The organism is Amycolatopsis sp. NPDC006131, from assembly GCF_040614175.1.
In the GTDB taxonomy this organism is placed as follows: Bacteria; Actinomycetota; Actinomycetes; order Mycobacteriales; family Pseudonocardiaceae; genus Amycolatopsis_E; species Amycolatopsis_E tucumanensis.
In genome coordinates this window covers 85663-110539 of the sequence record NZ_JBEXTX010000001.1, presented here as the reverse complement: position 1 = coordinate 110539, position 24877 = coordinate 85663, and the positions used below count along the sequence as shown (strand labels likewise).

Sequence of the window (24877 nt, the reverse complement as noted above, 5' to 3'; positions counted from 1 at the left end):
TGAACAAGCCGGTAACCAATCCGGGAATCGCCGCGACGTGGTTTGTGAAAGCCCATCCGTTCGCGGGCGGGCGATGTTTACGAGAGGGGGCCCGGGGCGTTGAACGACGACACCGTCCGTCTGTCCATGATCGGCAGGATCGTGCGCCGCCGCTGGCGGGTCCTCGCCGCCCTCGCCGTCCTCGGCGCGCTGGTGGGGGCCGGCGCGTCGCTGATCTTCTCCCCCGGCTACCAAACGACTTCGCACGTGTTGTTGCAGGGCGCGCCCGATTCCAGCGAGCTGATGACCGAAACGCAGATCGCGACCAGCTCGGTGGTGCTGGACCGCACCGCGCAGGCACTCGCCTGGGGCGTGTCCGGATCCGAGCTGCACGACTCGGTGAGCGCGACCGCGGCCGACGGCAACATCGTGGCGATCACGGCCGAGGCGGAGACGCCGGAAAACGCGCAGCTGCTGGCCGACCAGGTCGCCAAGGAGTACGTCAACTACTCCGCCCAGCTGATCGGCAGCACCGCGGACGCGGCCAGCCAGATCCGCCAGGAGCAGGAGGACGCGCTGCGCCGCCAGGTGCAGGAGACCAACGACCGCATCACCGACCTGTCCCGCCGTGTGCAGGGCGTGACGGTCGAGAGCGTCGAGGTGCGCACCCAGCTGGAGACGCTGCGGACGGCGCTGACCGAGGCGATGGCCAAGCTCGACCAGCTCGACGGCGGCGGTCGCCAGGCGCAGGTGGTCGTGATGGGCTCCGCCGAGCGGCCGTCCTCCCCCGCGCCGCCGACGATGATCCACTTCGTTGCGGGCGGCGCGCTCGTGTTCTTCCTGCTCGGCGTGCTCGGTCACCTCGTCGGCGCGCGCACCGACCGGCGGTTGCGCAACGAGGCCGAGATCGCGGCGGCGGTCGGCGCGCCGCTGCTGGGCAGCGTGGACGTGCCGGAGACGCCGGACCACGCGCAGGCAGGCGACGAGGGGCGCTGGTGGGCCCGGCTGCTCAAGACCGACGAGCCGTGGAACCTGCCGGAGCTCAACGCCTCCGCGGACGCGGCCAGCCGCGAGATCCGGTACCGCCGCGTGCTCTCCCGCCTCGGTGACGGCTCCGGCGTGTTCTCGCGGGTGCTGGTGCTGGCCGCGCAGGACGACCCGGTGGCCAGGACCGCGGTCGCGCAGCTGGCCGCAGCCGGCCACGGCGGACGCCCCGAACTGCGTGTGGCGCTGATCGACCCCGAGCGGCCGACGGTGCCGGACGGCCGCGAGTCCGCCGGCGTCCTCGTGGTGGTGTCCAGCGGGACCAGGACGGGCTGGGAGCTCGTCGCGATCACCGAGGCCGCCGCCGACGCCGGGCAGCGGGTGCTCGGCGTCGTCGTCGCCCAGCGCACGGCCGCGGTTCCCGAGCCGGGCGGCACGAAGACCGCAGGCGACGAAGCATTGGCAGGTTCAGCGTGACGACACCGGACAGCAACCAGAACACGCAGCCACTGCTCGACCTGCAGCGGGTGCTGATCGCGATTCGCCGGCGGCGCCGCCTGTGGCTCTCGGCCGCGGTGCTGGGGCTGCTCGCCGGCGCGGCGCTGGCGGTCGTGTCGCCGACCCCGCCGACCGCGGTGACCCGGCTGCTCGTGCTGCACGCCGAGGACGCGCCGAACGACAGCGGCACGCTCATCAAGACCGACGTGGCCATCCTGGAGACCACCCGGATCGCCGGGGCTGCGCTGCAGCGGCTGGGCTCGTCCGAGCCGCCGGAGAAGTTCGTCAAGTCCTACACCGGCACCGGGCTGACCAACAACGTGCTGGAACTCCAGGTCACGGCCCGCAGCTACGGCGAGGCGGTCGCGAAGGCGCAGGCGCTGGCGGACGCGTTCATCGCCGACCACGGCCAGCGCATGCAGGCCGCGGCGGACGCGGAAGCGCAGGCCCTGCTCGGGCAACGCGACCAGATCCAGACCGAGCTGACCGAGGTCGACCGGCAGATCGCCGCGTCGGCGAGCCGCAACAGCCAGATCGGCCCGGCCGAGCTGCAGTCGCTCTACGCCCGGCGCGCCGACCTGACCTCGCGGGTCTCCGACTTCACCAACCAGGCCAACGAGGCGAAGATCGGCACACCGCAGCTGGCCGCGGGCACGCAGATCGTCGACGCGCCACGTCCGGTCGTCGAATCCCCGCTCGCCCCGCTGGTCACCAACGCGGGCATCGGGCTCGGGTTCGGGCTCGTCGCCGGGCTGGGCCTGGCCGCCGTGATGAGCGTGGTGCGGGACCGGCCGCTGCTGCGGCGGGAGATCGCCGCGCACCTCGGCGCGTCCGTCATCGCGCAGCTGCCGAAGCCCCGGCGGGGGCCGTGGGGAGGCGCCGCCGCGCAGCGGGAGCGGGTCGCGGCGACGCTGGCCCGCGCGGTCGGCGAGAGCGGCAGCGTGTCCGTCCTCGAACTCGGCTGCCCGCGGGTGGCCGCCACGCTCGCGCTGGACATGGCCCGGCACCTGGACGGTCCGGTGGTGGTCGTGGACGACCTGCCGCACCGTCAGGTCACCGCGCTGTCCGGCGAGGCGGGTGAGGGCGTGCGGGTCGTCGACGGCAGCGCGGCCGAGAAGGCCCGCATCGGGGTCGGCTCGGTGTCGCCGGGCACGGCGTGGACCGACCTGCGCCGGCTGGGCGCGGAAACCGTGCTGGTGGTCCGCGCGGGCAAGGCGGACGCGGCGTGGCTGCACACCGTCGCGCGGCAGCTGGCCGACCTGGGCATCCCGGTCATCGGCATCGTGCTCGTCGCGCCGGATCCGCGGGACCGCACGGACGGCACGCTGTGGGACGGGCTGCACACCGCGCTGCGCGGCCGCGCCGCGTTCGCCGAGGCGCGGCCCGCCAACGGCAGCGCCAACGTCGACGACCACCCGACGAAGTGGTTCGCGCCGATCCCCTCCTCCGCCGGGAAGGGCGAGCAGACCGTGACGCTCCAGCCGGTGCACGCCGACCTGCCGACGAAGCAGTTCACGCCGGTCGACGCCCCGGAGGCACACGTGAACGGCAAGCTGCCCCTCGATCGCGAAGGCTGACCATGTGCGGTGTCGCAGGAACCTACCGCTGGCCCGACGGTGGCCCGCTGACCGACCGGCTCACCAAGCGCCTGGCCCACCGCGGGCCGGACGGCGAGGGCCGCTACGACCACGGTGACGTGCACCTGGGCCACCGCCGGTTGTCGATCATCGACCTGTCCGAGACGGGCGCGCAGCCGATGGTCTCCGGCGGGCTGGCGCTGACCTACAACGGGGAGCTGTACAACGCGCCCGAGCTGCGGGCCGAGCTGATGAGCAAGGGCGTGCGGTTCCGCGGCACCTCCGACACCGAGGTCCTGCTGGAGGCGTGGCGGCGCTGGGGCGTCGAGTGCCTGCCGCGGCTGCGCGGCATGTTCGCCTTCGGGATCTTCGACGAGCGCACCGGTGAGCTGTTCCTCGCCCGCGACCAGCTCGGCATCAAGCCGCTGTTCTACGTGCGCCGCGGCGACGGGATCGCGTTCTCCTCCGAGCTGAAAGCTCTCGCCGGCGAGATCGGCGGGCTGCACGTGGACGAGACCGCGCTGGTCGCGTCGCTGCTCTACTACTGGGTGCCGGACAGCCGGTGCGCGTTCCGCGAGGCGCGCAAGCTGCCGCCGGGCTCGTGGCTGCGCGTGCGCCCGAACGGCCGGGTGGACACCGGCCGCTACTGGATCCTGCGGGACGTCGCGACCGAGGCCCGGCACGGCCCGCCCGCCGACCTGGCCGCGGTCGTCGAGGACTCCACCCGCAAGCACCTGCTCTCCGACGTGCCGGTGGCGACGTTCCTGTCCGGCGGCCTGGACTCCAGCTACCTGACCGCGCTGGCGGCCAAGTACTCCCCCGGGATCTCCGCCTACACCATCGGTTTCCGCGCCGAGGACGCGAAGTTCGAGGCCATGCCGGACGACCTGCGGTACGCGCGGATCGTGGCCGACCGCTTCGGCGTCGACCTGCACGAGATCGAGATCGCGCCGAACGTGCAGGACCTGCTGCCGCACCTGACCTACCACCTGGACGAGCCGATCGGCGACCCGGCGGCCATCAACAGCTACCTGATCTGCCTGGCCGCGCGGGAGGCCGGCGTGAAGGTGATGTTGTCCGGGATGGGCGCGGACGAGCTGTTCGCCGGCTACCGCAAGCACCTGGCAAACCTGATCGCGTTGCGCTACCAGAAGATCCCCGGCGCGGTGCGCACGCCGCTGGAGTCCGTTGTGGACCGGCTGCCGGTGGCGACCTCGAAGCGGGGCTTCCGGTCGGTCCGCTTCGCGAAGCGGTTCCTGTCGTTCGCGACCCTGCCGGAGGAGACCGCGTTCCGGCGCAGCTACACGATGTACGACCGGGACGAGCTCGCCGGCCTGGTCGCGCCCGACCTCGCCGGCGCGGTGGACGACGTGCTCACCGAGCACGCCGACACCTACCACGACAACCTGCTCGACGACTTCGTCAACCGCATGTGCCTCGCCGACGCGCGGATGTTCCTGCCGGGGCTGAACCTGACCTACACCGACCGCTCCACCATGGCCGCCTCCACCGAGGTGCGGGTGCCGTTCGTGGACGTCGAGGTGGTCAAGGCCGCGTTCAGCCTGCCCGGCAACCGCAAGATCGCCGGGCGGCAGGGCAAGGCCGCGCTCAAGGAAGCCGCGCTGTCGATCCTGCCGAAGGAGATCGTCTACCGGCCGAAGGGCCTGTTCAGCGCCCCGCTGCGGGCGTGGATGAGCCGCGATCTGGCGCCGCTGGTGCGCGAGGTCGTGCACGACGGTGTCCTCGTCAAGTCCGGGTTCCTGCGGCGCGAGGCCTTGCAGCGGCTGGTCGACGAGGACGCCGCCGGCCGCGAGGACCGGTCCAAGCACCTCTGGCACGTCTTGACCCTGGAGTACTGGTACCGCAGCGCGACCGAAGCCGGCGCGGCCGAGCGAGCAGCGTAAGGAGCCCTGGTGAAGCAGGTCGTACAGAACTACAAGAGCGGCGAGCTGGCGCTGCTGGACGTCGAGGCGCCGGCGTGCAAGCCGGGCGGCGTGCTCGTGCGGACCGCGTTCTCGTTGATCTCCACCGGCACCGAGATGATGAAGGTGTCCGAGGCGAGCATGTCCATGCTGGGCAAGGCGCGGTCGCGGCCGGACCAGGTCGCGAAGGTCGTGCAGAGCGTCGCGACCAACGGCGTCGGCGCCACCTACCGCAAGGTGATGAACCGGCTCGACTCCTACACCCCGCTCGGCTACTCGCTGTGCGGTGTGGTCGAGGAGGTCGGGCCCGGAATCGATGACGTCGCCGTCGGGGATTTCGTCGCCTGTGCGGGCAACGAGCACGCGCTGCACTCCGAGCTGAACTGGGTGCCGAAGAACCTCTACACGCGGGTGCCCGCCGGGGTCGCGCCGCGGCACGCGTCCTTCGCGACCGTCGGCGCGATCGCCATGCAGGGCGTCCGGCGCGGGGAGCCGCAGCTCGGCGACGTCGCGCTGGTCATCGGGCTCGGCCTGATCGGGCAGCTGGTCGTGCAGCTGCTGGCCGCGTCCGGCGTGCGGGTGGTCGGCGTGGATCCGGACCAGGAGCGGTGCAAGCTGGCCGTACGGCTGGGCGCGTCGGTGTGCGGCCACCCCGGCTCCGGGGACGTGGAGATCGCGGTCGGCGAGCTGACCGGCGGGCACGGCGTCGACCAGGTGTACCTCGCCGCGGGCGGCAGCACGAACGAGCCGGTCGAGCTGGCCGCGAAGCTGGCGCGCGACCGCGGCCGGGTGGTCGACATCGGCAAGTGCCGCCTCGACCTGCCGTGGAACGCCTACTACGAAAAGGAACTCGACGTCCGGTTCTCCCGCTCGTACGGCCCCGGCCGGTACGACCCGGAGTACGAACTGGACGGCCGCGACTACCCGATCGGTTACGTGCGCTGGACCGAGCGCCGCAACCTGGAGTGCTTCCTCGACCTGATCGCCCGCGGACGGGTCGACGTCGAGCCGCTGGTCTCGCACGTCGCGGACTTCTCGACCGCCGTGGAGACCTACCGCAGGCTCAACGAGGGCGAGCTGAAGGCCGTCGCCGTTCTCTTCCGATACCCCGACGTGGCCAAGGACGCCGAGGAGCCCGCACTCGTCGCGGAAGTCCCCCGGCGCGAGCCGATCCGCACATCGCAGCGGATGGGCAAGGTGCGGACCGCGTTCATCGGCGCGGGCAACTACGCGTCCTCGATGCTGCTGCCGCACCTGGCCGAACGGGAGGACGTCGAGCTGCGCCGCGTCGTCACCACGTCGGCGCTGTCGGGCGCGAACGCCAAGCGGAAGTTCGGGTTCGCCGAGGCCACGACCGATGTGGACGCCACACTCGCCGACCCGGATATCGACGCGGTGTTCGTGGTGACCCGGCACAGCTCGCACGCCGAACTGACCCGCCGCGCGCTGCTGGCGGGCAAGGCGGTGTTCGTGGAGAAGCCGCTGGCGCTCAGCGAAGCCGAGCTGGGCAAGGTGCTCGGCGCGATCGAGGAGTCCGGCAACGACCGGCTGCAGGTCGGGTTCAACCGGCGGTTCGCGCCGCTGCTGCACGAGGCCACCGGCCGGTTCGGCAGGCGCATCGGCGCGGCGTCGGTGCGGTACCTGGTGAACGCGGGCCGCCTGGAGCACGGCAGCTGGTACAACCAGGCCGGTTCCGAGGGCACCCGGTTCGCCGGCGAGGGCGGGCACTTCATCGACACGGTGAGCTGGCTGCTCGGCGCGGACCCGGTGTCGGTCTACGCCTGCGCCACGCCGGACCAGCAGGACCTGCAGGTCGTGCTGCGGTACCCGGACGGCTCGACCGCGACCATCAGCTACGCCACCAGCGGTTCGACGAGCTTCCCCAAGGAGACGCTGGACGTCGTCGCCGATGGCAAGGTGCTGAAGTTCGACGACTTCGCGCGCGCCTCGGTGTACGGGCGCAAGCGGTGGACCAGCTCGCGCCTGCCGAAGGGCCGCGACAAGGGGCAGCACGCCGAGCTGGACGCGTTCGTCACCGCGGTCACCTCAGGCGGGCCGATGCCGGTGCCGCTGGAGTCGCTGGTCGCGACCACGCTCGCGACGCTCGCGGTGCAGACCAGCCTGGCCACCGGCGTGCCGGTCAAGATCGGAACCACGTCATGATGGACCCCGCCTGGTACCTGCGGCGGCTGTCGCGGATGGGCCCGCGCGAGGTCGCCGGGCGCGCGGCGGACGTGCTGAACCGGCGCAGGCTGCGCCGCGCGCTGCCCGAGGCGTCCGCGCCGCTGCCCGGCCGCCGGTTCACCGCGGTGCTGCCCGACGGCGTGCAAGTCCCGGCGGACGCGCGGGCCCGCGTGCTGGAGACCGCGGACCGGCTGCTCGACGGCCGCGCCGAGTACTTCGGCCTGCGGCGGCACGACATGGTGAGCCCGGACTGGTCGTTCGACCCGAAGACCGGGCGGCACGCGCCCGCCGACACCTTCGCCTTCGACATCCCCTACCGGCACGAGGACGTCGTCGGCGACATCAAGCAGATCTGGGAGCCGTCGCGGCACCAGCACCTCACCGTGCTGGCCACCGCGTACGCGCTGACCGGTGAGGACCGCTACGCCGAGCGCGTCGCCGACCACCTCAAGTCGTGGTGGGCGGCGAACGCGCCGCTGACGAGCGTGCACTGGGTCAGCGGGATCGAGCTGGGCATCCGGCTGCTGTCCTGGGTGTGGGTGCGGCGGCTGCTCGACGGCTGGCCCGGCGCGCCCGGGCTGTTCGAGGACAACCCCGAGGCGCTGCACCAGATCTGGCACCACCAGCGGTGGCTCGCCACCTTCCCGAGCCGGGGGTCATCGGCGAACAACCACGTCATCGCCGAGGCGGCCGGGCAGCTTGCCGCGTCCTGCGCGTTCCCGTGGTTCCCCGAATCGGCCGGCTGGCGGGCGGCGGCGCTGCGCTCGCTGGACGAGCACCTGGCGGCCAACACGTTCGGCTCGGGCCTGAACCGGGAGCTGGCCACCGAGTACCACGGCCTGGTCCTGGAACTGGGCCTGGCCGCGGCGATCGAGGCCGGCCCGGCGGCGCCGGACTCGCTGTGGCGGACGCTGCTGCGGATGACCGATGCGCTCGCGGCCGTCGTCGACGTGCGGCTGCACCCGCCGCGCCAGGGCGACAGCGACGACGGGCACGGGCTCGTGCTCGACGGCGCCGGGGCCAACCGGTGGTCGTCGCTGCTGGCGACCGGGGACGTCCTGTTCGGACGGCTGGACTGGTGGCCGAGCCCGCGCGGCGGGGACGCCCGGACGCCGCTGCTCACCGCGCTCGCCCGTCGCTTCGAGGCCGCGAACCGGCCACGCACGCGACCGGACCACTTCGCCGACGCCGGGCTGACCCTGCTGCGCACCCCGGCCGGGGACGGCCGCGGCGAGATCTGGTGCCGCTGCGACGGCGGCCCGCACGGGTTCCTGTCCATCGCCGCGCACGCGCACGCCGACGCGTTGTCGGTCGAGGTGCGGCACGACGGCGTCGACGTTCTCGCCGACCCGGGAACCTACTGCTACCACGGCGAACCCGGGTGGCGGGCGTACTTCCGGTCCACGCTCGGCCACAACACGGTGCAGCTGGACGACACCGACCAGTCCACTTCGGGCGGCCCGTTCCTGTGGACGCGGCACGCGCGCACCCGCGTGCTGGCCCGCCCCGGCGGCGGGGTGGCGCGGTGGTCCGCCGAGCACGACGGCTACCGGCCCGCCGTGCACCGGCGCACCGTCGAACTCGACCCGGCCGAACGGGAACTGCGGATCACCGACGAGATCACCGACGACCGGCACCACCCGGCGCGGCTCGCGTTCCACCTCGGCCCGCGGGTGAGCGTCGAGCTGACCGGCAACGCGGCGGTGCTGACGTGGACCGCGGGCGGCCGCGACCGGGCGGCGATCCTCGACCTTCCCGCGGCGCTCACCTGGACCGCGCACCGCGGCCAGACCGACCCGCCGCTCGGCTGGTACTCGCCCGGCTACGGCCGCCGCGAACCGGCCGCGACCCTGATCGGCAGTGGGCTCACCGGCCGCGCCGGCCCGCTCACCACACTGCTGCGCTTCGCCGACTAGCCGGGAGGTTGCCCGCCGTGCCCGCACCAACGACGACCCGAGCCCGCTGGGTGGCGGTGTTCCTCGGCGTCCTGGCGCCACTGGCCGCGCTCGCGTGCACCCCCACCCCGGAACCGGCGGACACCACCGCGGCAATCGCGGGTTCCGGGGCGTGCGGCAACCTGCCGCCCGGCCCCGCGGAGCCGCCGGCCGGCGCGGTCGTCGTCGACGCCGCCGTGCCCGGCGACCTCCAGGCCAAGACGAAGGCCAGCCCGCCGGGCACCACGTTCTGGCTGCAGCCCGGCACGCACACCCTCGGCACCGACGAGTTCGACCAGGTCGCGCCGAAGGACGGCAACACCTACACCGGCGCCCCGGGAGCGGTCGTCGACGGGCGCCACACCAACCGGTACGCCTTCAGCGGCAAGGCGAGCGGGGTGACCGTCCAGCACCTCACGGTGACCGGGTTCGACGCGCCGGACAACGAGGGCGTGGTCAACCACGACTCCGGCGCGGGCTGGGTCATCCGGTCGAACCTGCTCACCGACAACCGCGGCGCCGCGATGATGGCGGGCGCGCGCCAGGTCATGACGGGCAACTGCCTCAAGGACAACGGGCAGTACGGGCTCAACGCCTGCTGCGGCGACGTCACCGATCTCGTGCTGGAGGGCAACGAGTTCGTCGGCAACAACGCCGACGACGTGGAGAGCAAGTACCCCGACGGCTGCGGCTGCACCGGCGCGATGAAGTTCTGGGAGGTCGACGGCGCCGACATCCGCGGCAACTGGATCCACGACAACCGCGGACCGGGCATCTGGGCCGACACCAACAACAACGACTTCCTGATCGAGAACAACCTCATCGAGAACAACGACGGCACCGCGATCTTCTACGAGACCAGCTACAACGCGACCATCCGCGGCAACACGCTGAAGCGCAACAACCTGGTCAGCGGGCGCGAGTTCGTCGACCGCGACGACAACTTCCCGGCCGCGGCCGTCTACATCTCCGAGTCCGGCGGCGACGCGCGCGTGCCCGCCCGCACCGACAAGATCGACATCTACGACAACGACTTGGTGGACAACTGGGGCGGGGTCACGCTGTGGGAGAACGCGGACCGCTTCTGCAACAGCCCCGCCAACACGTCGACCGGCACCTGCACGCTCGTCGTCGGGGACGTCGCGAAGTGCGCGCCGCCGGGCATCAACACGGACCCGCTGCACGCCGACTGCCGCTGGAAGACCCAGAACGTGCAGGTCCACGGCAACCGGTTCGAGGTGAACCCGCGCAACATCGGCTGCCAGGCGATGTGCGCGCGGATGGCGCTGCTGTCCAACTACGGCAGCTCGCCGGACTGGTCGCCGTACCAGGGCGACGTGGTCCCGCAGGCGATCACCTTCGACCAGAACAACCGCTGGTCCGGCAACACCTACGTCGGGCCGTGGACCTTCGTCGCGCACGACGCGAGCAGGCTGGTCGAGCAGATCGAGTGGCAGGGCCCGGCCTACCGGCAGGACGCCGGCAGCACCTTCGCGGCAGGGGGCGGCAACTGATGAGCCTCACCGGCATCCGGCCGCGGACACTCGACGAGGACGACGTCGCCCGCGGCCCGCGCACCTTCCGGATCCTCGGCGCGATCTGGGCGCTGCTGATCTTCAACACCCTCGCCACCCAGGGCGTCTCGGCGCTCATCCCGATCCCGCGCCCGGTCACGCAGGCCCTCACGATGAGCGCGGTCGGCATTGCGTTCGCGCTCGCCCTGATCCTCAACCCGCGCCTGAAGATCCGGCCCAGCGCGTTCCTGGTGCTGCTCAGCCTGCTGCTGGTGGCGAGCTTCGCGAGCAGCGTGCGGATGGAGTCCGGCCTCGGCTCGCTGTTCCGGTGCGCCCGGCTCGGGCTGTTCGTCGGGACGTTGTGGCTGATCAGCCCGTGGATGAACGGCTCGATCTGGTTCGTCCGCCAGCACATCAGGGTGCTGACCGTGCTGCTGGTCTCCGTCGCCGTCGGCCTGGTGATCTCCCCCGGCCTGGCGATGCCGGAACTCAACGACGGCCGGCTCACCGGCGTGCTGTGGCCGCTGACGCCGACGCAGATCGGGCAGTACGCCGCGATCGCCGCCGGGCTGGCCGTGCTGCTGTGGATCAACAAGCTCACCGACACGCGCAGCGTGGTCATGGTCGCCGGCCCGGCGATCGTCCTGCTCGTGCTGACCCACACCCGCACGGCGACCCTCGGCCTGGTCGCCGGGCTCGTCATCGCGATGCTGTCGATGTGGCTCACCAGCGGCCGCGCCCGCAAGGCGTTCGCCTGGGGCATCGCCGTGGCCGGGATCGGCGCCGTCCTGCTCGGGCCGCTGCTGCAGACCTGGGTCCTGCGCGGTCAGGACGCGGAGAACTTCGGCAACCTCACCGGCCGCGCGAAGGTGTGGGAACGGCTGCTGGCCACCCCGCGCACCTGGTTCGAGGAGATCTTCGGGACCGGGCTGTCCAACAAGTCCTTCGACGGCCTGCCCATCGACAACAGCTGGCTGGCCGTCTACCACGAGCAGGGCTACCTGGGCGCCACGATCGTCGTGTTGTTCCTGGTGACCCTCGTCGTGGTGGCCATCGCCCGCCCGCCGTCGCCGGGGCGGGCGTGCGCGTTGTTCCTGATCACGTACTGCCTCGCGGCCTCCTACACCGAAGCCGGGCTCGGGGACGCCTCCCCGTACCTGCTGCACCTGGCGGTCGCGGCGGGCCTGCTCGCCGGCACTCCACAAAGGACGGTACCGCGGTGAGCGGCGAACCCGTAACGGACCAGCGCCCGCGCGCGACCTCAAGACATCGCAGAGAGGTGGTCGAACCGTGAGCCAGCCAGGGGTTCTGCTCGATCGCGACGGCACGATCATCGTCGACAGCGGGTATGTCGGCTCCGTCGACCGGGTCGAGTTCATCGACGGGTCCATCGCGGCGATCGCCGCGCTCAACCGGGCCGGCATCCCGGTCGCCGTGGTCACCAACCAGGCCGGCGTCGCCCGCGGGTACTACGGCATCGCCGACGTGGAGCAGGTCCACAAGCACATGATCGCCGAGATGGCGCGGCACGGCGCGCACGTCGACCTGTGGTTGTTCTGCCCCTACCACCCCGACGGCATCGTGGAGGCGTTCGCCCGCCGCAGCGCCGACCGCAAGCCGGGGCCGGGCATGGCGCTGGCCGCCGCGGAAGCGCTCGACCTGGACCTGTCCGCGTCCTGGGTGGTCGGGGACAGCCCCGCCGACGTCGGGCTAGCGCGGGCCGTCGGCGCGAAACCGCTGCACGTCGGGCCGCCCGGCTCGGCCGTGATGGGCGTGGACACGTTCCCCGACCTCGCCGCCGCCGTGCGGTTCATCCTCGGCGGCGACACCGCACCCGCGCCGGAGCAGCAGAAGGCGCCGAAGTTCCCGGCCGCGAAGTTCCACCGGGCCGACTCCTACGGCGGCGCCTACGTCGCCGAGCTGGCGCGCGCCTTCGCCACCGTGGACCTGGAGCAGGTCAGCCGCGCGGCGAAGATCCTGAACGCCGCCTACGACCGCGATTCGGCCGTGTTCGCCTGCGGCAACGGCGGATCCGCGTCGATCGCCAACCACCTGCAGTGCGACCACGTGAAGGGCGTGCGCAACGGCACCGGTGTCACCACGCGCGTGCAGAGCCTGAGCACCAACGTGGAGCTGTTCAGCGCGATCGCCAACGACCTCGGCTACGAACACGTCTTCGAGTACCAGCTGCAGTCCCAGGCGCGGCCGGGTGACGTGCTGATCGTCATCTCGTCCTCGGGCCGCTCGCCGAACATCGTGCGGGCGCTGGACTGGGCGGCGGCGCACGAAATGCCGACCATCGCGCTCACCGGTTTCGCCGGTGGGCCCGCCCGCCGCCGGGCCGAGGTCTCCATCCACGTCGACTCCGCCAACTACGGCGTCGTCGAAGACGCCCACCAGGCGTGCATGCACCTGCTGGCCCAGTACGTCCGACAGTCGAGGATGACCCCAGATGCCGTTGTCTCGCAGACATTCTGACCGCATGCGCGTCGCGATCAACCTGCTCACCGACGACCCGTTCAACCCGTCGGGCGCGCACTGGTTCTGGACCCGCGTCATCCCCGAGATGACCAGGCTGCTCCGCGACGGCGAGTCGTTCCACCTGATGGTGAGCCCGAAGTCGCGGCCGACGCACGATTACGGCCGCAGCGTCGGCTACATCACCTACCCGTGGTCCAACGAGAAGCGCAACCTGCGCACGCTGTCGGAGCACCTGTACTCGCCTCTGCGGCTGCCGCTGAGCGGGATCGACGTGCTGAACACGTTGATGGCGCCGATCGTGAAGTCCGCGCCGAAACTCGTGGTGCACATCAAGACACTGCACGCGTACACGACGCCGCACGCGATCTCGCCGCCCGCGCGGCTGTACCGCCAGCTGAGTTACCCGCGCACCGCCCGCCTGGCCGACGCCATCATCCTCAACTCGCGCAGCCTGGTCGACGAGGTGCAGCAGTACCTGAAGGTCGATCCGGCGAAGATCCGGCTCATCCCGGAGGCGGTCGACCACGAGCTGTTCAACCCCGGCGACCGGGACGAGGCGTTCGCGCACGTCGCGAAGCGGTACGGGGTGCGCGAGAACTTCGTGTTGTTCGTGTCGTCGCTGTGGCCGTACAAGAACTGCGAGGGCCTGATCCGCGCGTTCGCCGCGGCGAAGTCCGACCTCGGCGGCAGGCAGCTGGTCGTCGTCGGACCCGGCCGGGACGTCGAGTACGTCGGCGAGCTCAAGGCGCTGGCCGCGCGGCTCGGCGTGGCGGACGACATCGTGTGGGTGGGCGGGGTGCCGCTGGAGGAGACGGTGCACTTCTACCGCGCCGCGGACGTGTTCGTGTACCCGTCGCACAACGAGACGTTCGGCCTGCCGATCCTGGAGGCCATGGCGTCGGCGTGCCCGGTGGTCACCTCGAACGTGACAGCGATGCCGGAGACCGCGGGCGGGGCGGCGCTGCTGGCCGCCCCTAAGGACGCGGACTCGATCGCCGACCAGATCGTCAAGGCGTGCGGCCCGGAGGGCGAGCGGCTGCGGGCCCGCGGACCGGAACGCGCCGGCGAGTTCACCTGGGCGGCCACCGCGGCGCGGACGCTCGACGTGTACCGCGAGGTGCACGCACGATGAGGATCCTGGTCACCGGCGGCGCCGGGTTCATCGGCTCGCACACCTGCGACCGGCTCGTCGAGCTGGGACACGAGGTGATCGTGCTGGACGTCCTGGCCGCGCCGGTGCACCGCGACGGCAAGCCGAACCACCTCACGTCCGGCGTGGAGTTCTACGAAGGCGACGTGCGCAACCGCGACCTGGTGCGCAACCTGCTGCGCCGGGTGGACGCGGTCTACCACTTCGCCGCCTACCAGGACTACCTGCCGGACTTCGCCAAGTTCACCGACGTCAACGTCACCTCGACCGCGATGATCTACGAGATCGTGGTCGCCGAGAAACTCGACCTGCAGCGGATCGTCGTGGCGTCCTCGCAGGCCGCGATGGGCGAAGGGCTGTACCGGTGCGCGGCGCACGGCGAGCAGACGCCGGACATGCGCCCGGAGTCCGCGCTGCGGGCCGCGCGCTGGGACATCGGCTGCGCGGTGTGCGGCGAGCCGATCGAGGTGCTGGCGACACCGGAACGCGTCGCCAACCCCCAGAACGCCTACGGCATGTCCAAGCACGGCGAGGAGGTCGTGGCGGTCAACCTCGGGCGCCGCTACGGCATCCCGACCGTCGCCCTGCGCTACAGCATCGTGCAGGGCCCGCGGCAGTCGGTCTACAACGCCTACTCCGGCGCGTGCCGCATCTTCAACCTGCACTACCTGCTCGGCGGCGCGCCGACCCTGTACGAGGACGGGCAGAACATCCGCGACTACGTCAACATCCACGACGTCGTCGACGCGAACGTGCTGGTGCTCGCCGACGACCGCGCGGCAGGGCGCGTGTTCAACGTCGGCGGTGGGACCGGATACACCACGCAGGAGTTCGCCGAGGTGGTACGCCGGCAGTACGGATCGGACCGGCCGGGGCGGATCAGCGGCGAGTACCGCTTCGGCGACACCCGGCACATCCTCTCCGACGTCGACGCGCTCAAGCAGCTGGGCTGGTCCCCGAAGCGGACCCCGGCGGACTCGGTCGCCGAGTACGCCGCGTGGCTGCGGGACATGCCGGGCCTGGAGGAAATCCTCGCCGAGGCGGACGCCAAGATGCGCTCGCTCGGCGTGGTGCGCAAGGCGGGGTCGTGAAGGCGTTCCTGCTCGCGGCCGGGCTGGGGACGCGGCTGCGGCCCCTGACCGACCACACCCCCAAGTGCCTCATCGAGATCGGCGGGCGGCCGATGCTGGACATCTGGCTGGACGCGCTCGCGGCCGCCGGGGTGGACGAGGTGCTGGTCAACTTGCACCACCTCGCGCCGCTGGTCCGGCGGCACCTGGCCGGGCGCGACGGCGGTCCGGTCGTGCACACCGTCGAGGAGCCGGAACTGCTCGGCAGCGCGGGCACGCTGCGGGCCAACCGGGAGTTCGTCGCCGGCGAGGAGATGTTCCTGGCGCTCAACGCCGACAATCTCACCGACTTCGACCTGCGGGGGCTGGTCGGCGCGCACCGCGCGGGCGGGGCGATCGCGACGTTGTCGGTGTTCCGGGCGCCCGATCCGACGCAGTGCGGGATCCTCACGGTTTCCGACGGGCTGGTGACGGGGTTCGTGGAAAAACCCGCCGACCCGCCGGGCGACCTGGCCAACGCGGGGATGTACGCGTTCTCCCCCGCCGTGCTCGACCTGATCGGCCCGCCGCCCCGGGACATTGGCTACGACCTGCTGCCCGCGCTCGTCGGGCGCGCCCGCGCGGTCTCCCTCGGCGACTCGTGGTTCCTCGACATCGGCACCCCCGCGGCCCTGTCCAGGGCGCGCGAAGTCTGGCAAGGCAGGCGAGCATCGTGATCATCACCCAGACCCCGCTGCGCATCGGGCTCGTCGGTGGCGGGACCGATCTGCCCAGCTACTACCGCGAACACGGCGGCCGGGTGCTCAACGCGGCCATCGACAAGTACGTCTACGTCGTGGTCAAGCAGCGCTTCGACGACGAGATCTACGTCAACTACTCGCGCAAGGAGATCGTCTCCCGCGTCGAGGACCTCGAGCACGAGCTGGTGCGCGAGGCCATGCACATGACCGGGGTGCGCAGTGGCGTGGAGATCACCACGCTCGCCGACATCCCGTCGGCCGGGTCGGGGCTCGGGTCGTCGTCGTCGGTGACGGTGGGGCTGCTGCACGCGTTGTTCGCCTACCAGGGCAGGCAGGTGACGGCCGAGGAGCTGGCCGAGCGGGCGTGCGCGATCGAGATCGACCGGTGCCGCAAGCCGATCGGCAAGCAGGACCAGTACGCGGCCGCCTTCGGCGGGTTGTGCGACCTGCAGTTCGGGCCGGGCGACGCGGTCGGGGTCGAGCAGATCGACCTACCGCGCGCGGACTGGCGGAAGTTGCAGGACGAGCTGATGTTGTTCTTCACCGGCATCACGCGCAGCGCCAACACGATCCTGGGCGAGCAGAACGCGAACGTCGGCAACAAGCTCACCCAGCTGGGGCAGCTGCGCGACCTGGCGGGCGAAGCGGCGGACGGCCTGCGCGGCGGCGAGCTGTCCGCGCTGGGCACCGCGCTGCGCAAGAGCTGGGAGGCCAAGCGCTCGCTCGCGTCCGGGGTGTCCAACCAGCAGATCGACGAGGCCGTCGACGCGGCGCTGTCGGCGGGCGCGACCGGGGCGAAGGTGACCGGCGCGGGCGGCGGCGGGTTCCTGCTGGTGAGCTGCCCGCTGGAACACCAGCACGCGGTGCGCGCCCGGCTCACCACGATGAAGGAACTGCCGATCAAACTGGAGCGGCTGGGGTCCCGCATCATCTTCAACGTGCACCGCGACATCTGGAGCTGACCAGGGCCGCGACAAGACCGACAGCGACGAGCAGCAGATCGACGGCGTCCGCGAGCCGCACGTCGAAGCCGGGGATCAGCTTCGTCGAAACGGTGTGCAGGTGCAGCACGACGAGGGTGAGCGCGCCCACCGCGACGCGGTCCGCCGCGCGGGTCAGCTCACCGCGCACAGCCATGCCGATGCCCAGCGCAACCGGCACGAAGAGCACCAGCAGGTCGTACGGCGCGTGGTAGAAGCCGATGAGCATCGCCGTCGTGGTCCCCGCGGCCACCGTCAACGGCTGCCTGGCGCCGCGCACCACGAACACGACGGCCACGACCGCCAGCAGCGGAATCGCGATCTGCAACCACGCGGGCGGCTCGGTCAGCCCCCAGCGCGCGAGCTGCCCGAGCAGGTCGAACCGCCGCTGGGCGGGGTTGCTCAGCCCGGTCGGCGCCGCATCGGAACTGAGCACCGCGACGTCACGCAGGACCGACCGCACGAACCCGGCGGGACCGCCGGCGGCGATGGTGCACGCGACCACCACCGGAACCGATGCCACGGCCAGCCACAGCACGCCGCGCCAGGCCGATCGCAGCCGCCCGCCGACGGCCGCGGCCAGGGCGAACACGCCGAACTGCACCTTGATCAGGACCAGTGCGACACCCCAGCCTGCCCCGGGCTTCGCGGTCGCCAGTGAGCGGAGGATCAGCACCGCGCCGAGCACGCCGAGCAGGCTGCCCAGTTGCCCGGAAATCGCGCCGCGACCCGGATACCAGCCAAGTGTGGCAGCGCCCATTTCGCCAGAATCCGCAGCATCACAATGGCGACACCGATCGACAGCAGTTGGAAAAGGGCGACCGAAAAAAGTAAGGGAGTGGCGCGAGTGGAACCGCGAGGGTCAGCCAGGCCGGCATGTAGAGCGACATCGGCAGCGCCCACGGGTACGTCGCGAGGTAGGTGCCGGGATCGTACGGGTTCCCGCCGCTGAGCAGGTCACGGCCAGGGGTCCAGACCGTGTCGCGGAAGTCGAGGAAGTACCCCTCCGCGCCCCGGAAGGCTTTCCGCATTCCCCGGCGGAGAAGTCGGAAGGTCGTTGAACCACGTTACGACAATGGCGTGTGATGCATTCGGCTCCCCATTTCCGCCTGCCGGGTGGAAACAATCCGCCGATCGGCGGCGACTTCCCCACGTGGACCAGACGAACGTGCAGGCCCCACGGCCCGCCGTCCCACCCGCGCTGCGGGTTCCGCTCGCGGCTGCCGCCGCCGTCGCGGGGGTCGTGGCGCTCGTGCTCGGCGTGCTCTTCGCCGGTGACGTCACCGGCACCGCGCTCGACCAGCGCGCGTACGAGGCGTTGCGGGACAGCGTGCGCGAACCGTCGTTGTCGTTCGACGTCTCGTGGGCCGTCGGCACCGCGGGGGATCCGGGGTGGGCCGCCGGGCTGGTCGTGGTCCTCGCCGTGATCTGCTTCGCCGCGCGACGCCGTCGTCTCGCGCTGCTCGCCGTCGCCGGGCCCGCCGCGACCGGGGTGCTCACCACGGTGGTGAAACCCATGGTGGACCGGACGATCAACGGTGACCACCTGTCCTACCCCAGCGGGCACACCGCGCTGGTCACCTCGCTCGGGATCGTCGTCGGGCTGCTGCTCGCCGACCGGTTCCGGCTCGGCCGCGCGGGGCTGCCGCTGGTGCTCGGCCTGGCGGTGCTGTGCGGCGCGGCGATGTCGTGGTCGCAGACCGCGTCCCGGGTCCACTACCTCACCGACACCGTCGGCGGGTTCTGCACGTCCCTGGCCGTGGTGGTCGCCGCCGCGCTGGCGATCGATCGAGTAGCCGATCGTGTGAACGCCGGAGGGTAACGGCGCTTTTCGCCCCGGCGACTTCCGTAGACGAACACCTTCACGGACGGGGGCGGGTGATGACCACGAGGAGCCGGGCGATCCCGCTCGCGCTCGGCGCCGCGGCTGTCCTCGCGCTCGCCGGCGTCGTCGCGGCCGTCGCGACCGATCCCGCCCCGCCGGCCGTGGTTCCGACCGCGCAGGGCGCCCCGGCCGCTCCCCCCGCGCCGCCCGCCGCGGTCTGCGGCAGCCCGGCGCTGGCCGGGCCGGCTTCGCCACCGCCCGGCGCGGTGGTCGTCCCGGCAGGCAGCAACGCGGGCTTCGACTTCAGCACGCCGGGCGCGACGTACTGGTTCGCGCCCGGGGTCCACACGCTCGCGCCCGGCGAGTACTCGCAGATCAGCCCCGGCGCGGGCGCGACGCTGCTCGGCGGGCCCGGCGCGGTGCTGGACGGCAACCGCGACAACCGGTACGCCATCACCGGCCGCGCCACCGGCGTCACGATCCGGCACCTGACGATCCGCAACTTCGTCGCGCCCCGCGACGAGGGCGTGGTGAACCACGACTCCGGCGACGGCTGGACCGTCGAGCACAACACCCTGACCCGCAACCGCGGCGCGGCGCTGATGGCGGGCGCGCGCAACCGCATCGCCGGGAACTGCCTGGCGGACAACGGCCAGTACGGCCTGAACGCCTACCAGTCCGGCAACCGCATCACCGGTCTCGTCGTCGAGGGCAACGAGTTCACCGGCAACAACACCGAGGACTGGGAGGCGCAGCTGCCCGGCTGCGGCTGCACCGGCGCGATGAAGTTCTGGGCGGTCAACGGCGCCGACGTGCGCGACAACTGGATCCACGGCAACCGCGGCACCGCCGTGTGGGCCGACACGAACAACAACGACTTCCTCATCGAGGGCAACCTCATCGAGGACAACGACGGCACCGGCGTCTTCTACGAGATCTCCTACAACGCGGTGATCCGCGGCAACACGTTGCGGAACAACGCGTGGCGCACCGGCCGCGAGTTCGCCGGCGAGCGCGACCCGTTCCCGACCGGCGCGATCTACCTGTCCGAGACCGACGGCGACGCCCGGATCCCGGCCCGCACCGCGAAGATCGAGGTCACCGGGAACCTGCTGGAGAACAACTGGGGCGGCGTCGTGGCCTGGGCCAACGCGGACCGGTTCTGCAACTCGTCCGCGTCGACCACCGCCGACTGCACGTTGATCGTCGGCCCGGAGAACACCTCGGTCTGCTCGCCGCCCGCGATCGCCCGCGAGCCGCTGTACACCGACTGCCGCTGGTGGACCTCGGACCTGGAGATCCACGGCAACACCTTCCGGTTCGACCCGGCCGCGGTCGACGGCGGATGCCCGGTCGAGTTCTGCGGGCGGATGGCGCTGCTGTCCAACTACGGCAGCTCGCCGGAGTGGTCGCCGTACCAGGGCGACGTGATCCAGCGGCACATCGTGTTCGCGGCGGGCAACCGCTGGCACGACAACACCTACACCGGGCCGTGGCGGTTCACGGTCCCGGACATGAGCACGACGGTGCCGGTCCCGCAGTGGACCGGGGCGCCGTACCACCAGGACGCGGGCAGCACGTTCGGATGAGCGGAGGGCGGATGGGACGCAGGTTGTGCGCGGAGAGCGAGTACCCGGCGGCGCTGCTCGCCGTGGCGGGGTACCGCCTGCCGGGGAGTGACCGGGCGTTCCCGGCGGAACCGGTGGCCCCCGAGGAGTGGCCGAGGCTGCTCACGGCGGCGCGGAAGCACCGGATGACCGGGCTGCTGACCGCGGCGATCACCGCGGGCGCGTTCCCGGCCACCGGCGAGCAGGCACGCGAGGTGAAGTCCGCGCACGCCACCAACCAGATGCGCGTGCTGGTGCTGGAGCACGAGCTGCTGCGGATCCTGGACCTGCTCGACGGGGCGGGCATCGAGGCACGGGTGCTCAAGGGCACGGCGGTGGCCCACCTGGACTACCCCGATCCGGCGCTGCGGTCCTTCAACGACCTGGACGTGATGGTGCGCGCGGCGGACATCGACCGGACCGTCGCGGTGCTGGGGACGGCCGGGTTCCAGCGCACGCTCGCCGAGCCGCGGCCGGGGTTCGACCGGCGCTTCGACAAGGGCATGACGTTGCGCCCGCCCGCCGGGTACGAGCTGGACCTGCACCGCACCTTCGTCCTCGGGCCGTGGGGGCGGCGGGTCGACCTGGACGCGGTGTGGGACGCCGGGCAGGAGTTCGCCATCGGCGGCCGAGCGGTGCGGGCGCTGTCGCCGCCGAACCGGTTCCTGCACGCCTGCTACCACGCGGCCCTCGGCGACTGGCCGCTGCGGCTCGGGTCGCTGCGGGACGTGGCGGAGATGCTGCGGGTGGTGGATCCGGGTCCGGTGCTGGCGCTGGCCGGGTCGTGGGGCGCGGAGGCCGTGGTCGCCGCCGCGGTGGCCGACACGGTGCGCCTGCTCGGGATCAAGGTCCCCGGCCCGCTGGCGCGCTGGGCGGTGGCCTACGTGCCGTCGCCGCGGGACGAGTCGTGGCTGGGGTTGCACACGACGCCGGACAAGACGTTCGCGGCGCAGGCCGTGGCCACCCTGCGGGTCCTGCCGTGGCGCGACAAGCCGGCCTACCTGCGCGCGCTGGTCTTCCCGGACGCGGACTACACGGCGGACCGGCACCGGAACCCGTTGAGCCGCTTCACCTACGCGCTGCGCGAGGTGCGGAAGGGCTCGCCGACCGGGACGCGCTGAGGGTCAGCGCCGCAGCCGGGCGACCAGCAGGTTCGAGTCGTCGCCCACCAGGTTGGCGCCGTTGGTCACGTAGACCCGGCTCCCCCGCACGACGACCGCCGTGGTGCCCTGCATGCCGACCCCGGCGTCGAGGAGGGTCTCCGCGGCGCCGTCCGGAGCCACCCGCACGAGCTTGCTGTCCTGGTTGATCGCCGCGAGGATCTCGTCGCCGCGGCCGGTGAAGTCGAAGTCGTCGATGCCCGCGAGCCCGGTGGCCCGGACCTCGGCGGGGCCGCCGGTCAGCGGGATGCGGACGATCGTGCCCCGGTCGGAGTTGCTCGCCCACACGGCGCCGTCGTGGACCTTCAAGCCGTTCGCGCCGAAGAAGCCGTCGGGCGCCAGTGCCGGGTCGGCCGACCACACGGAGGCCGCGCCACCACGCAGCGGCGCCTGCCAGATGCGCCCGCCCGCGGAGTCGGTCACCAGGAAGCGGTCGCCGTCGATGACCAGGGCGTTCGGCATGGTGTCGGCGGGCAGCGGCACGACGAGCCGTGGCGTCCCGGCGCGAATCTGCCAGATCCCGGTCAGCCCGCCCTGTCCGGCGGAGTAGAGGAAGTACACGTCGCCGCGGTCGGAGCGGGCCACCCCGGTGACCACCGGGGTCCCGACGACCGGCGTGGTGCCGCCGCCGTCCGGTGGGAGCGGCATCGTGACGAGCACCCGGACGGTCCCGTCCGGCGCGACCCGCACCACCTGGCGGGCGGGGATCATGCCGACGACCGCACCGCCGCCGGGTTCCGGGGCGATGCTCTCGGCGGCCTGCCCCGCGGCCCGGTCGAAGTGGGCGAGGGCGCGCACGTCGGCCAGGCGGGTGCCGGCGTCCGCGGTGGCCGGGACACCCGCGGCGAGCAGGGTGGCGGCGAAGAGGGCGGTGATCCGGTGGGGCGTCATGCTTCTCCTCCGGTGGTGAAGGTCTCCTGGCCGAGCACGGCCAGCAGCTCCAGCTGGGACACCGCGGCGCTGCCCGGCGCGGGTGAGTAGACGATCAAGCGCTGGTCCTGGCGGGCGGTTGCCAGCACGTCGAAGTCCAGCTCGACGAGCCCGATCGCGGGGTGCCGGATGCGCTTGCGGTCACTGCGGCGGACGGCGACGTCGTGCCGCGCCCAGAGCCCGGCGAACTCGGCGCTCTCCGCCCGGAGCGCCTCGACCAGTTCGCGTGCCGCCGGATCGTCCGGGCGGGCGGCCAGGGTGGCGCGCAGGTCCTCGACCTGCGCGTGGCTTTCGTGGTCGTGGTCCTCGGCGGGGTGGCGCTCGCGCATCGCCGGGTCGGTGAACCACCGGTAGGTGCAGCTGCGGGCCAGGCCGTGGAAGCGGGTCTGCTCGCCGAGCAGCGCGTCCGCCATGGCGTTCTGGGCGAGCACGACGTTCAGGTCGGTGGCGATCAGCGCGGGGAGGCCGGTGAGCCCGTCCAGGAGCCGGAGGAGGCCGCGGCTGACGTGTTCGTCACCGCCGGTGCGCGGCGGGGCCTGGTGGCCGGCGAGCCGGAAGAGGTGGTCGCGTTCGTCGACGGTCAGCCGCAGGGCGCGGGTCAGCGCGGTGAGCACGGAGACTGATGGTCGCGGGCCGCGGCCCTGCTCCAGGCGGGCGTAGTAGTCCGGCGACATGCCGGCGAGCTGGGCGACCTCGAAGCGGCGGAGCCCCGGCGTCCGGCGCCGCCCGCCGGCGGGCACCCCGACGTCCCCAGGCTGGAGCACCGCCCGGCGACGCCGGAGGAAGTCCGCGAGTTCGTTCCGTTCCACGTCCCCAGCATGATCCGCGTGGGGTGGGGACAACCAGGACTTGCGGATACCACCCAACGGGCGGTGGCCAGCCGCGCCCGCTGCGGCGGCGACACGATCCGCGGCCTAGTGCCGACAACCAGGAACCGCCGGACTCCTACCGAGCGGTGGCCAGGCAGGCCCGCTGCAGCAACCCACCGCCGAACCACCTACCCGACCGCCGCCAGCCAACCCTGCCGCCCCACCGTCCCGCCAAGCCGCGCCGCCCCCGCACAACAACCCACCGCCGAACCACCTACCGGACCGCCGCCAGCCAACCCTGCCGCCCCACCGTCCCGCCAAGCCGCGCCGCGCCGCACAGCAACCCACCGCCGAACCACCTACCGGACCGCCGCCAGCCACGCCTGCTGCAGCAACGTCATCGACGCCGCGTGCGGCTTCGCCGACAGCCAGCCGTCCCGCAGCGCCTGCGCGTCCACCAAGTCGTGGTCCACCCCGCGGCCGGTCCACTCCCGCGCGAACGCCCTCGTCCGTTCCGTGAACACCGCGCCGGTGAAGGTCGCCTTCGTCGTGCGTTCCAGGACCTCCCGGGGCAGCAGGTCGCCGAACACGTCGCGCATCGTGGCCGTCCGCCCGCTCCACCCCCAGAACCCGGCGGCCCGCGCGATCGCCGCCACGAAGTCCGGCTCCGCGAACGTCTGCACGTACCGGCAGTCCAGTTCGGACCCCAGCGCGCGCACGCTCTGGTAGCCCAGCCGCGCGCACCGCCGCGTCGTGAACTGCCACGCGTGACGGCCGGCGTGCAGCTCGTACGCCGCCGCGTCCGCCGCGTCCCGTTCGGCGAGCAACTCGGCCGCGGCGGGCCGCAGCCACGGCCGCTGGTGCCGGTTGCGCAGCGCCGCCCGCCGCCGCACCCGCGCCGGGGCCAGCGCGCGCACCGCGTCCGGGAACACGCTCGCCCGCACCCGGCCCCGCGCCTTGAGCACCTTCGTCAACGGCGTGATCCGCTTCAGCCCGAACACCTCGTCGCCGCCCTCGCCGGTCAGCAGCACCCCGCCGCGGGCCGCGTCCATCATCCGCCAGGTCGGCGCGAAGTTCGGCGGCCACACCAGCCCGTGCCGCCGCAGCACCGCGGTCGCGATGGGCCCGACCGGGTCGTGCTCGTCGTCCACGGTCAGCACGATCCGTTCGGTGACCCCGAGGTGCGTGAGCACGGCGTCCTGCCACGCGGTCTCGTCCGACTCCGGCGCGGCCGGATAACGCAACGTGATCGGCACCGGCAGCGGCAGCCCTTCGCGCCGCGCCAGCGCCACCGCCGCGGCCAGCAGCGCGGAGGAGTCCCGGCCACCGGAGAAGGCGACCAGGCACGGTGTGCGGCTCAGGTGGCCGAGCAGGATCCGGTCCAGCACCCGCCGCGGCTCGCCGGGATCGCCAAGCGGCAGCGGGAGGAGGTCGTACCCGTTGATCCAGCCACCCGCGATCTCCAGTCGGTCCATTGTGTACAGCGCCACCGGGTGCTCACTTCCGGACAGTCGGCGGACGGGGACAGGTGGT

At 72.4% G+C, this 24877-nt stretch carries 19 protein-coding genes; 15 read left to right on the top strand and 4 right to left on the bottom strand.

What is annotated here, in order from left to right; genetic code table 11:
* The first annotated feature begins 126 nt into the window (after positions 1–126).
* The 12 genes from ABZ215_RS00545 to ABZ215_RS00490 all read left to right on the top strand — a co-directional run bounded on the left by ABZ215_RS00545 (position 127) and on the right by ABZ215_RS00490 (position 16995).
* On the top strand, positions 127–1440 hold the full coding sequence (locus tag ABZ215_RS00545) for an exopolysaccharide biosynthesis protein (protein ID WP_354946743.1): 1314 nt from the start codon (positions 127–129) through the stop codon (positions 1438–1440).
* Positions 1437–3038 carry a Wzz/FepE/Etk N-terminal domain-containing protein gene (locus ABZ215_RS00540; protein WP_354946741.1) on the top strand — a complete coding sequence of 534 codons (1602 nt, stop codon included), beginning with the start codon at positions 1437–1439 and terminating at the stop codon, positions 3036–3038. The genes ABZ215_RS00545 and ABZ215_RS00540 overlap by 4 nt, the downstream gene beginning before the upstream one ends.
* 2 nt (positions 3039–3040) lie before the next feature.
* Entirely contained in the window at positions 3041–4942 is a 1902-nt protein-coding gene (asnB, locus tag ABZ215_RS00535) for an asparagine synthase (glutamine-hydrolyzing) (RefSeq protein ID WP_354946739.1), read from the top strand.
* 9 nt (positions 4943–4951) lie between these two features.
* On the top strand, positions 4952–7123 hold the full coding sequence (locus tag ABZ215_RS00530; protein ID WP_354946737.1) for a bi-domain-containing oxidoreductase: 2172 nt from the start codon (positions 4952–4954) through the stop codon (positions 7121–7123).
* Complete coding sequence (locus ABZ215_RS00525; RefSeq protein ID WP_354946899.1) at positions 7123–9060, top strand: alginate lyase family protein; 1938 nt, start codon at positions 7123–7125, stop codon at positions 9058–9060. The genes ABZ215_RS00530 and ABZ215_RS00525 overlap by 1 nt, the downstream gene beginning before the upstream one ends.
* Positions 9061–9110: 50 nt before the next feature.
* Positions 9111–10592: a right-handed parallel beta-helix repeat-containing protein gene (locus ABZ215_RS00520; RefSeq protein WP_237336277.1), complete on the top strand. Its 1482-nt coding sequence runs from the start codon at positions 9111–9113 to the stop codon at positions 10590–10592.
* Positions 10592–11815 carry a membrane protein gene (locus ABZ215_RS00515; RefSeq protein ID WP_020417467.1) on the top strand — a complete coding sequence of 408 codons (1224 nt, stop codon included), beginning with the start codon at positions 10592–10594 and terminating at the stop codon, positions 11813–11815. The genes ABZ215_RS00520 and ABZ215_RS00515 overlap by 1 nt, the downstream gene beginning before the upstream one ends.
* 67 nt (positions 11816–11882) lie before the next feature.
* Entirely contained in the window at positions 11883–13070 is a 1188-nt protein-coding gene (locus ABZ215_RS00510; RefSeq protein WP_237336190.1) for an HAD-IIIA family hydrolase, read from the top strand.
* Positions 13071–13074: 4 nt separating this feature from the next.
* Entirely contained in the window at positions 13075–14205 is a 1131-nt protein-coding gene (locus tag ABZ215_RS00505) for a glycosyltransferase family 1 protein (protein ID WP_354946735.1), read from the top strand.
* Positions 14202–15314, top strand: coding sequence for an SDR family NAD(P)-dependent oxidoreductase (locus tag ABZ215_RS00500; RefSeq protein WP_354946733.1), 1113 nt, complete (start codon positions 14202–14204; stop codon positions 15312–15314). The genes ABZ215_RS00505 and ABZ215_RS00500 overlap by 4 nt, the downstream gene beginning before the upstream one ends.
* Complete coding sequence (locus tag ABZ215_RS00495) at positions 15311–16009, top strand: nucleotidyltransferase family protein (protein ID WP_354946731.1); 699 nt, start codon at positions 15311–15313, stop codon at positions 16007–16009. Before ABZ215_RS00500 ends, ABZ215_RS00495 begins: the two co-directional genes overlap by 4 nt.
* Positions 16006–16995 (top strand): GHMP kinase, encoded by a 990-nt coding sequence (locus ABZ215_RS00490; protein WP_020417462.1) that lies wholly within the window; start codon positions 16006–16008, stop codon positions 16993–16995. Before ABZ215_RS00495 ends, ABZ215_RS00490 begins: the two co-directional genes overlap by 4 nt.
* Here ABZ215_RS00490 and ABZ215_RS00485 read toward each other — a convergent pair.
* Positions 16967–17773: a hypothetical protein gene (locus ABZ215_RS00485; protein WP_354946729.1), complete on the bottom strand. Its 807-nt coding sequence runs from the start codon at positions 17771–17773 to the stop codon at positions 16967–16969. The genes ABZ215_RS00490 and ABZ215_RS00485 overlap by 29 nt on opposite strands.
* A 393-nt stretch (positions 17774–18166) precedes the next feature.
* Between ABZ215_RS00485 and ABZ215_RS00480 the strand changes: the two genes are divergently transcribed.
* From ABZ215_RS00480 to ABZ215_RS00470, 3 genes are read left to right on the top strand one after another with little or no spacing between them, the layout of a single operon-like run.
* A complete protein-coding gene (locus ABZ215_RS00480; protein ID WP_354946727.1) occupies positions 18167–18835 on the top strand; it encodes a phosphatase PAP2 family protein in 669 nt (222 codons plus the stop codon).
* 59 nt (positions 18836–18894) lie between these two features.
* Positions 18895–20427, top strand: coding sequence for a right-handed parallel beta-helix repeat-containing protein (locus ABZ215_RS00475; RefSeq protein WP_354946725.1), 1533 nt, complete (start codon positions 18895–18897; stop codon positions 20425–20427).
* A gap of 11 nt (positions 20428–20438) precedes the next feature.
* Complete coding sequence (locus tag ABZ215_RS00470; RefSeq protein ID WP_354946723.1) at positions 20439–21566, top strand: nucleotidyltransferase family protein; 1128 nt, start codon at positions 20439–20441, stop codon at positions 21564–21566.
* 3 nt (positions 21567–21569) lie between these two features.
* Here ABZ215_RS00470 and ABZ215_RS00465 read toward each other — a convergent pair whose 3' ends face one another.
* From ABZ215_RS00465 to ABZ215_RS00455, 3 genes are all read right to left on the bottom strand, one after another.
* Entirely contained in the window at positions 21570–22496 is a 927-nt protein-coding gene (locus ABZ215_RS00465) for a hypothetical protein (protein WP_354946721.1), read from the bottom strand.
* Positions 22493–23344 carry a helix-turn-helix transcriptional regulator gene (locus tag ABZ215_RS00460; protein WP_354946719.1) on the bottom strand — a complete coding sequence of 284 codons (852 nt, stop codon included), beginning with the start codon at positions 23342–23344 and terminating at the stop codon, positions 22493–22495. The genes ABZ215_RS00465 and ABZ215_RS00460 overlap by 4 nt, the downstream gene beginning before the upstream one ends.
* A 359-nt stretch (positions 23345–23703) precedes the next feature.
* Positions 23704–24819: an asparagine synthase-related protein gene (locus ABZ215_RS00455; RefSeq protein ID WP_354946717.1), complete on the bottom strand. Its 1116-nt coding sequence runs from the start codon at positions 24817–24819 to the stop codon at positions 23704–23706.
* Positions 24820–24877: the final 58 nt, after the last annotated feature.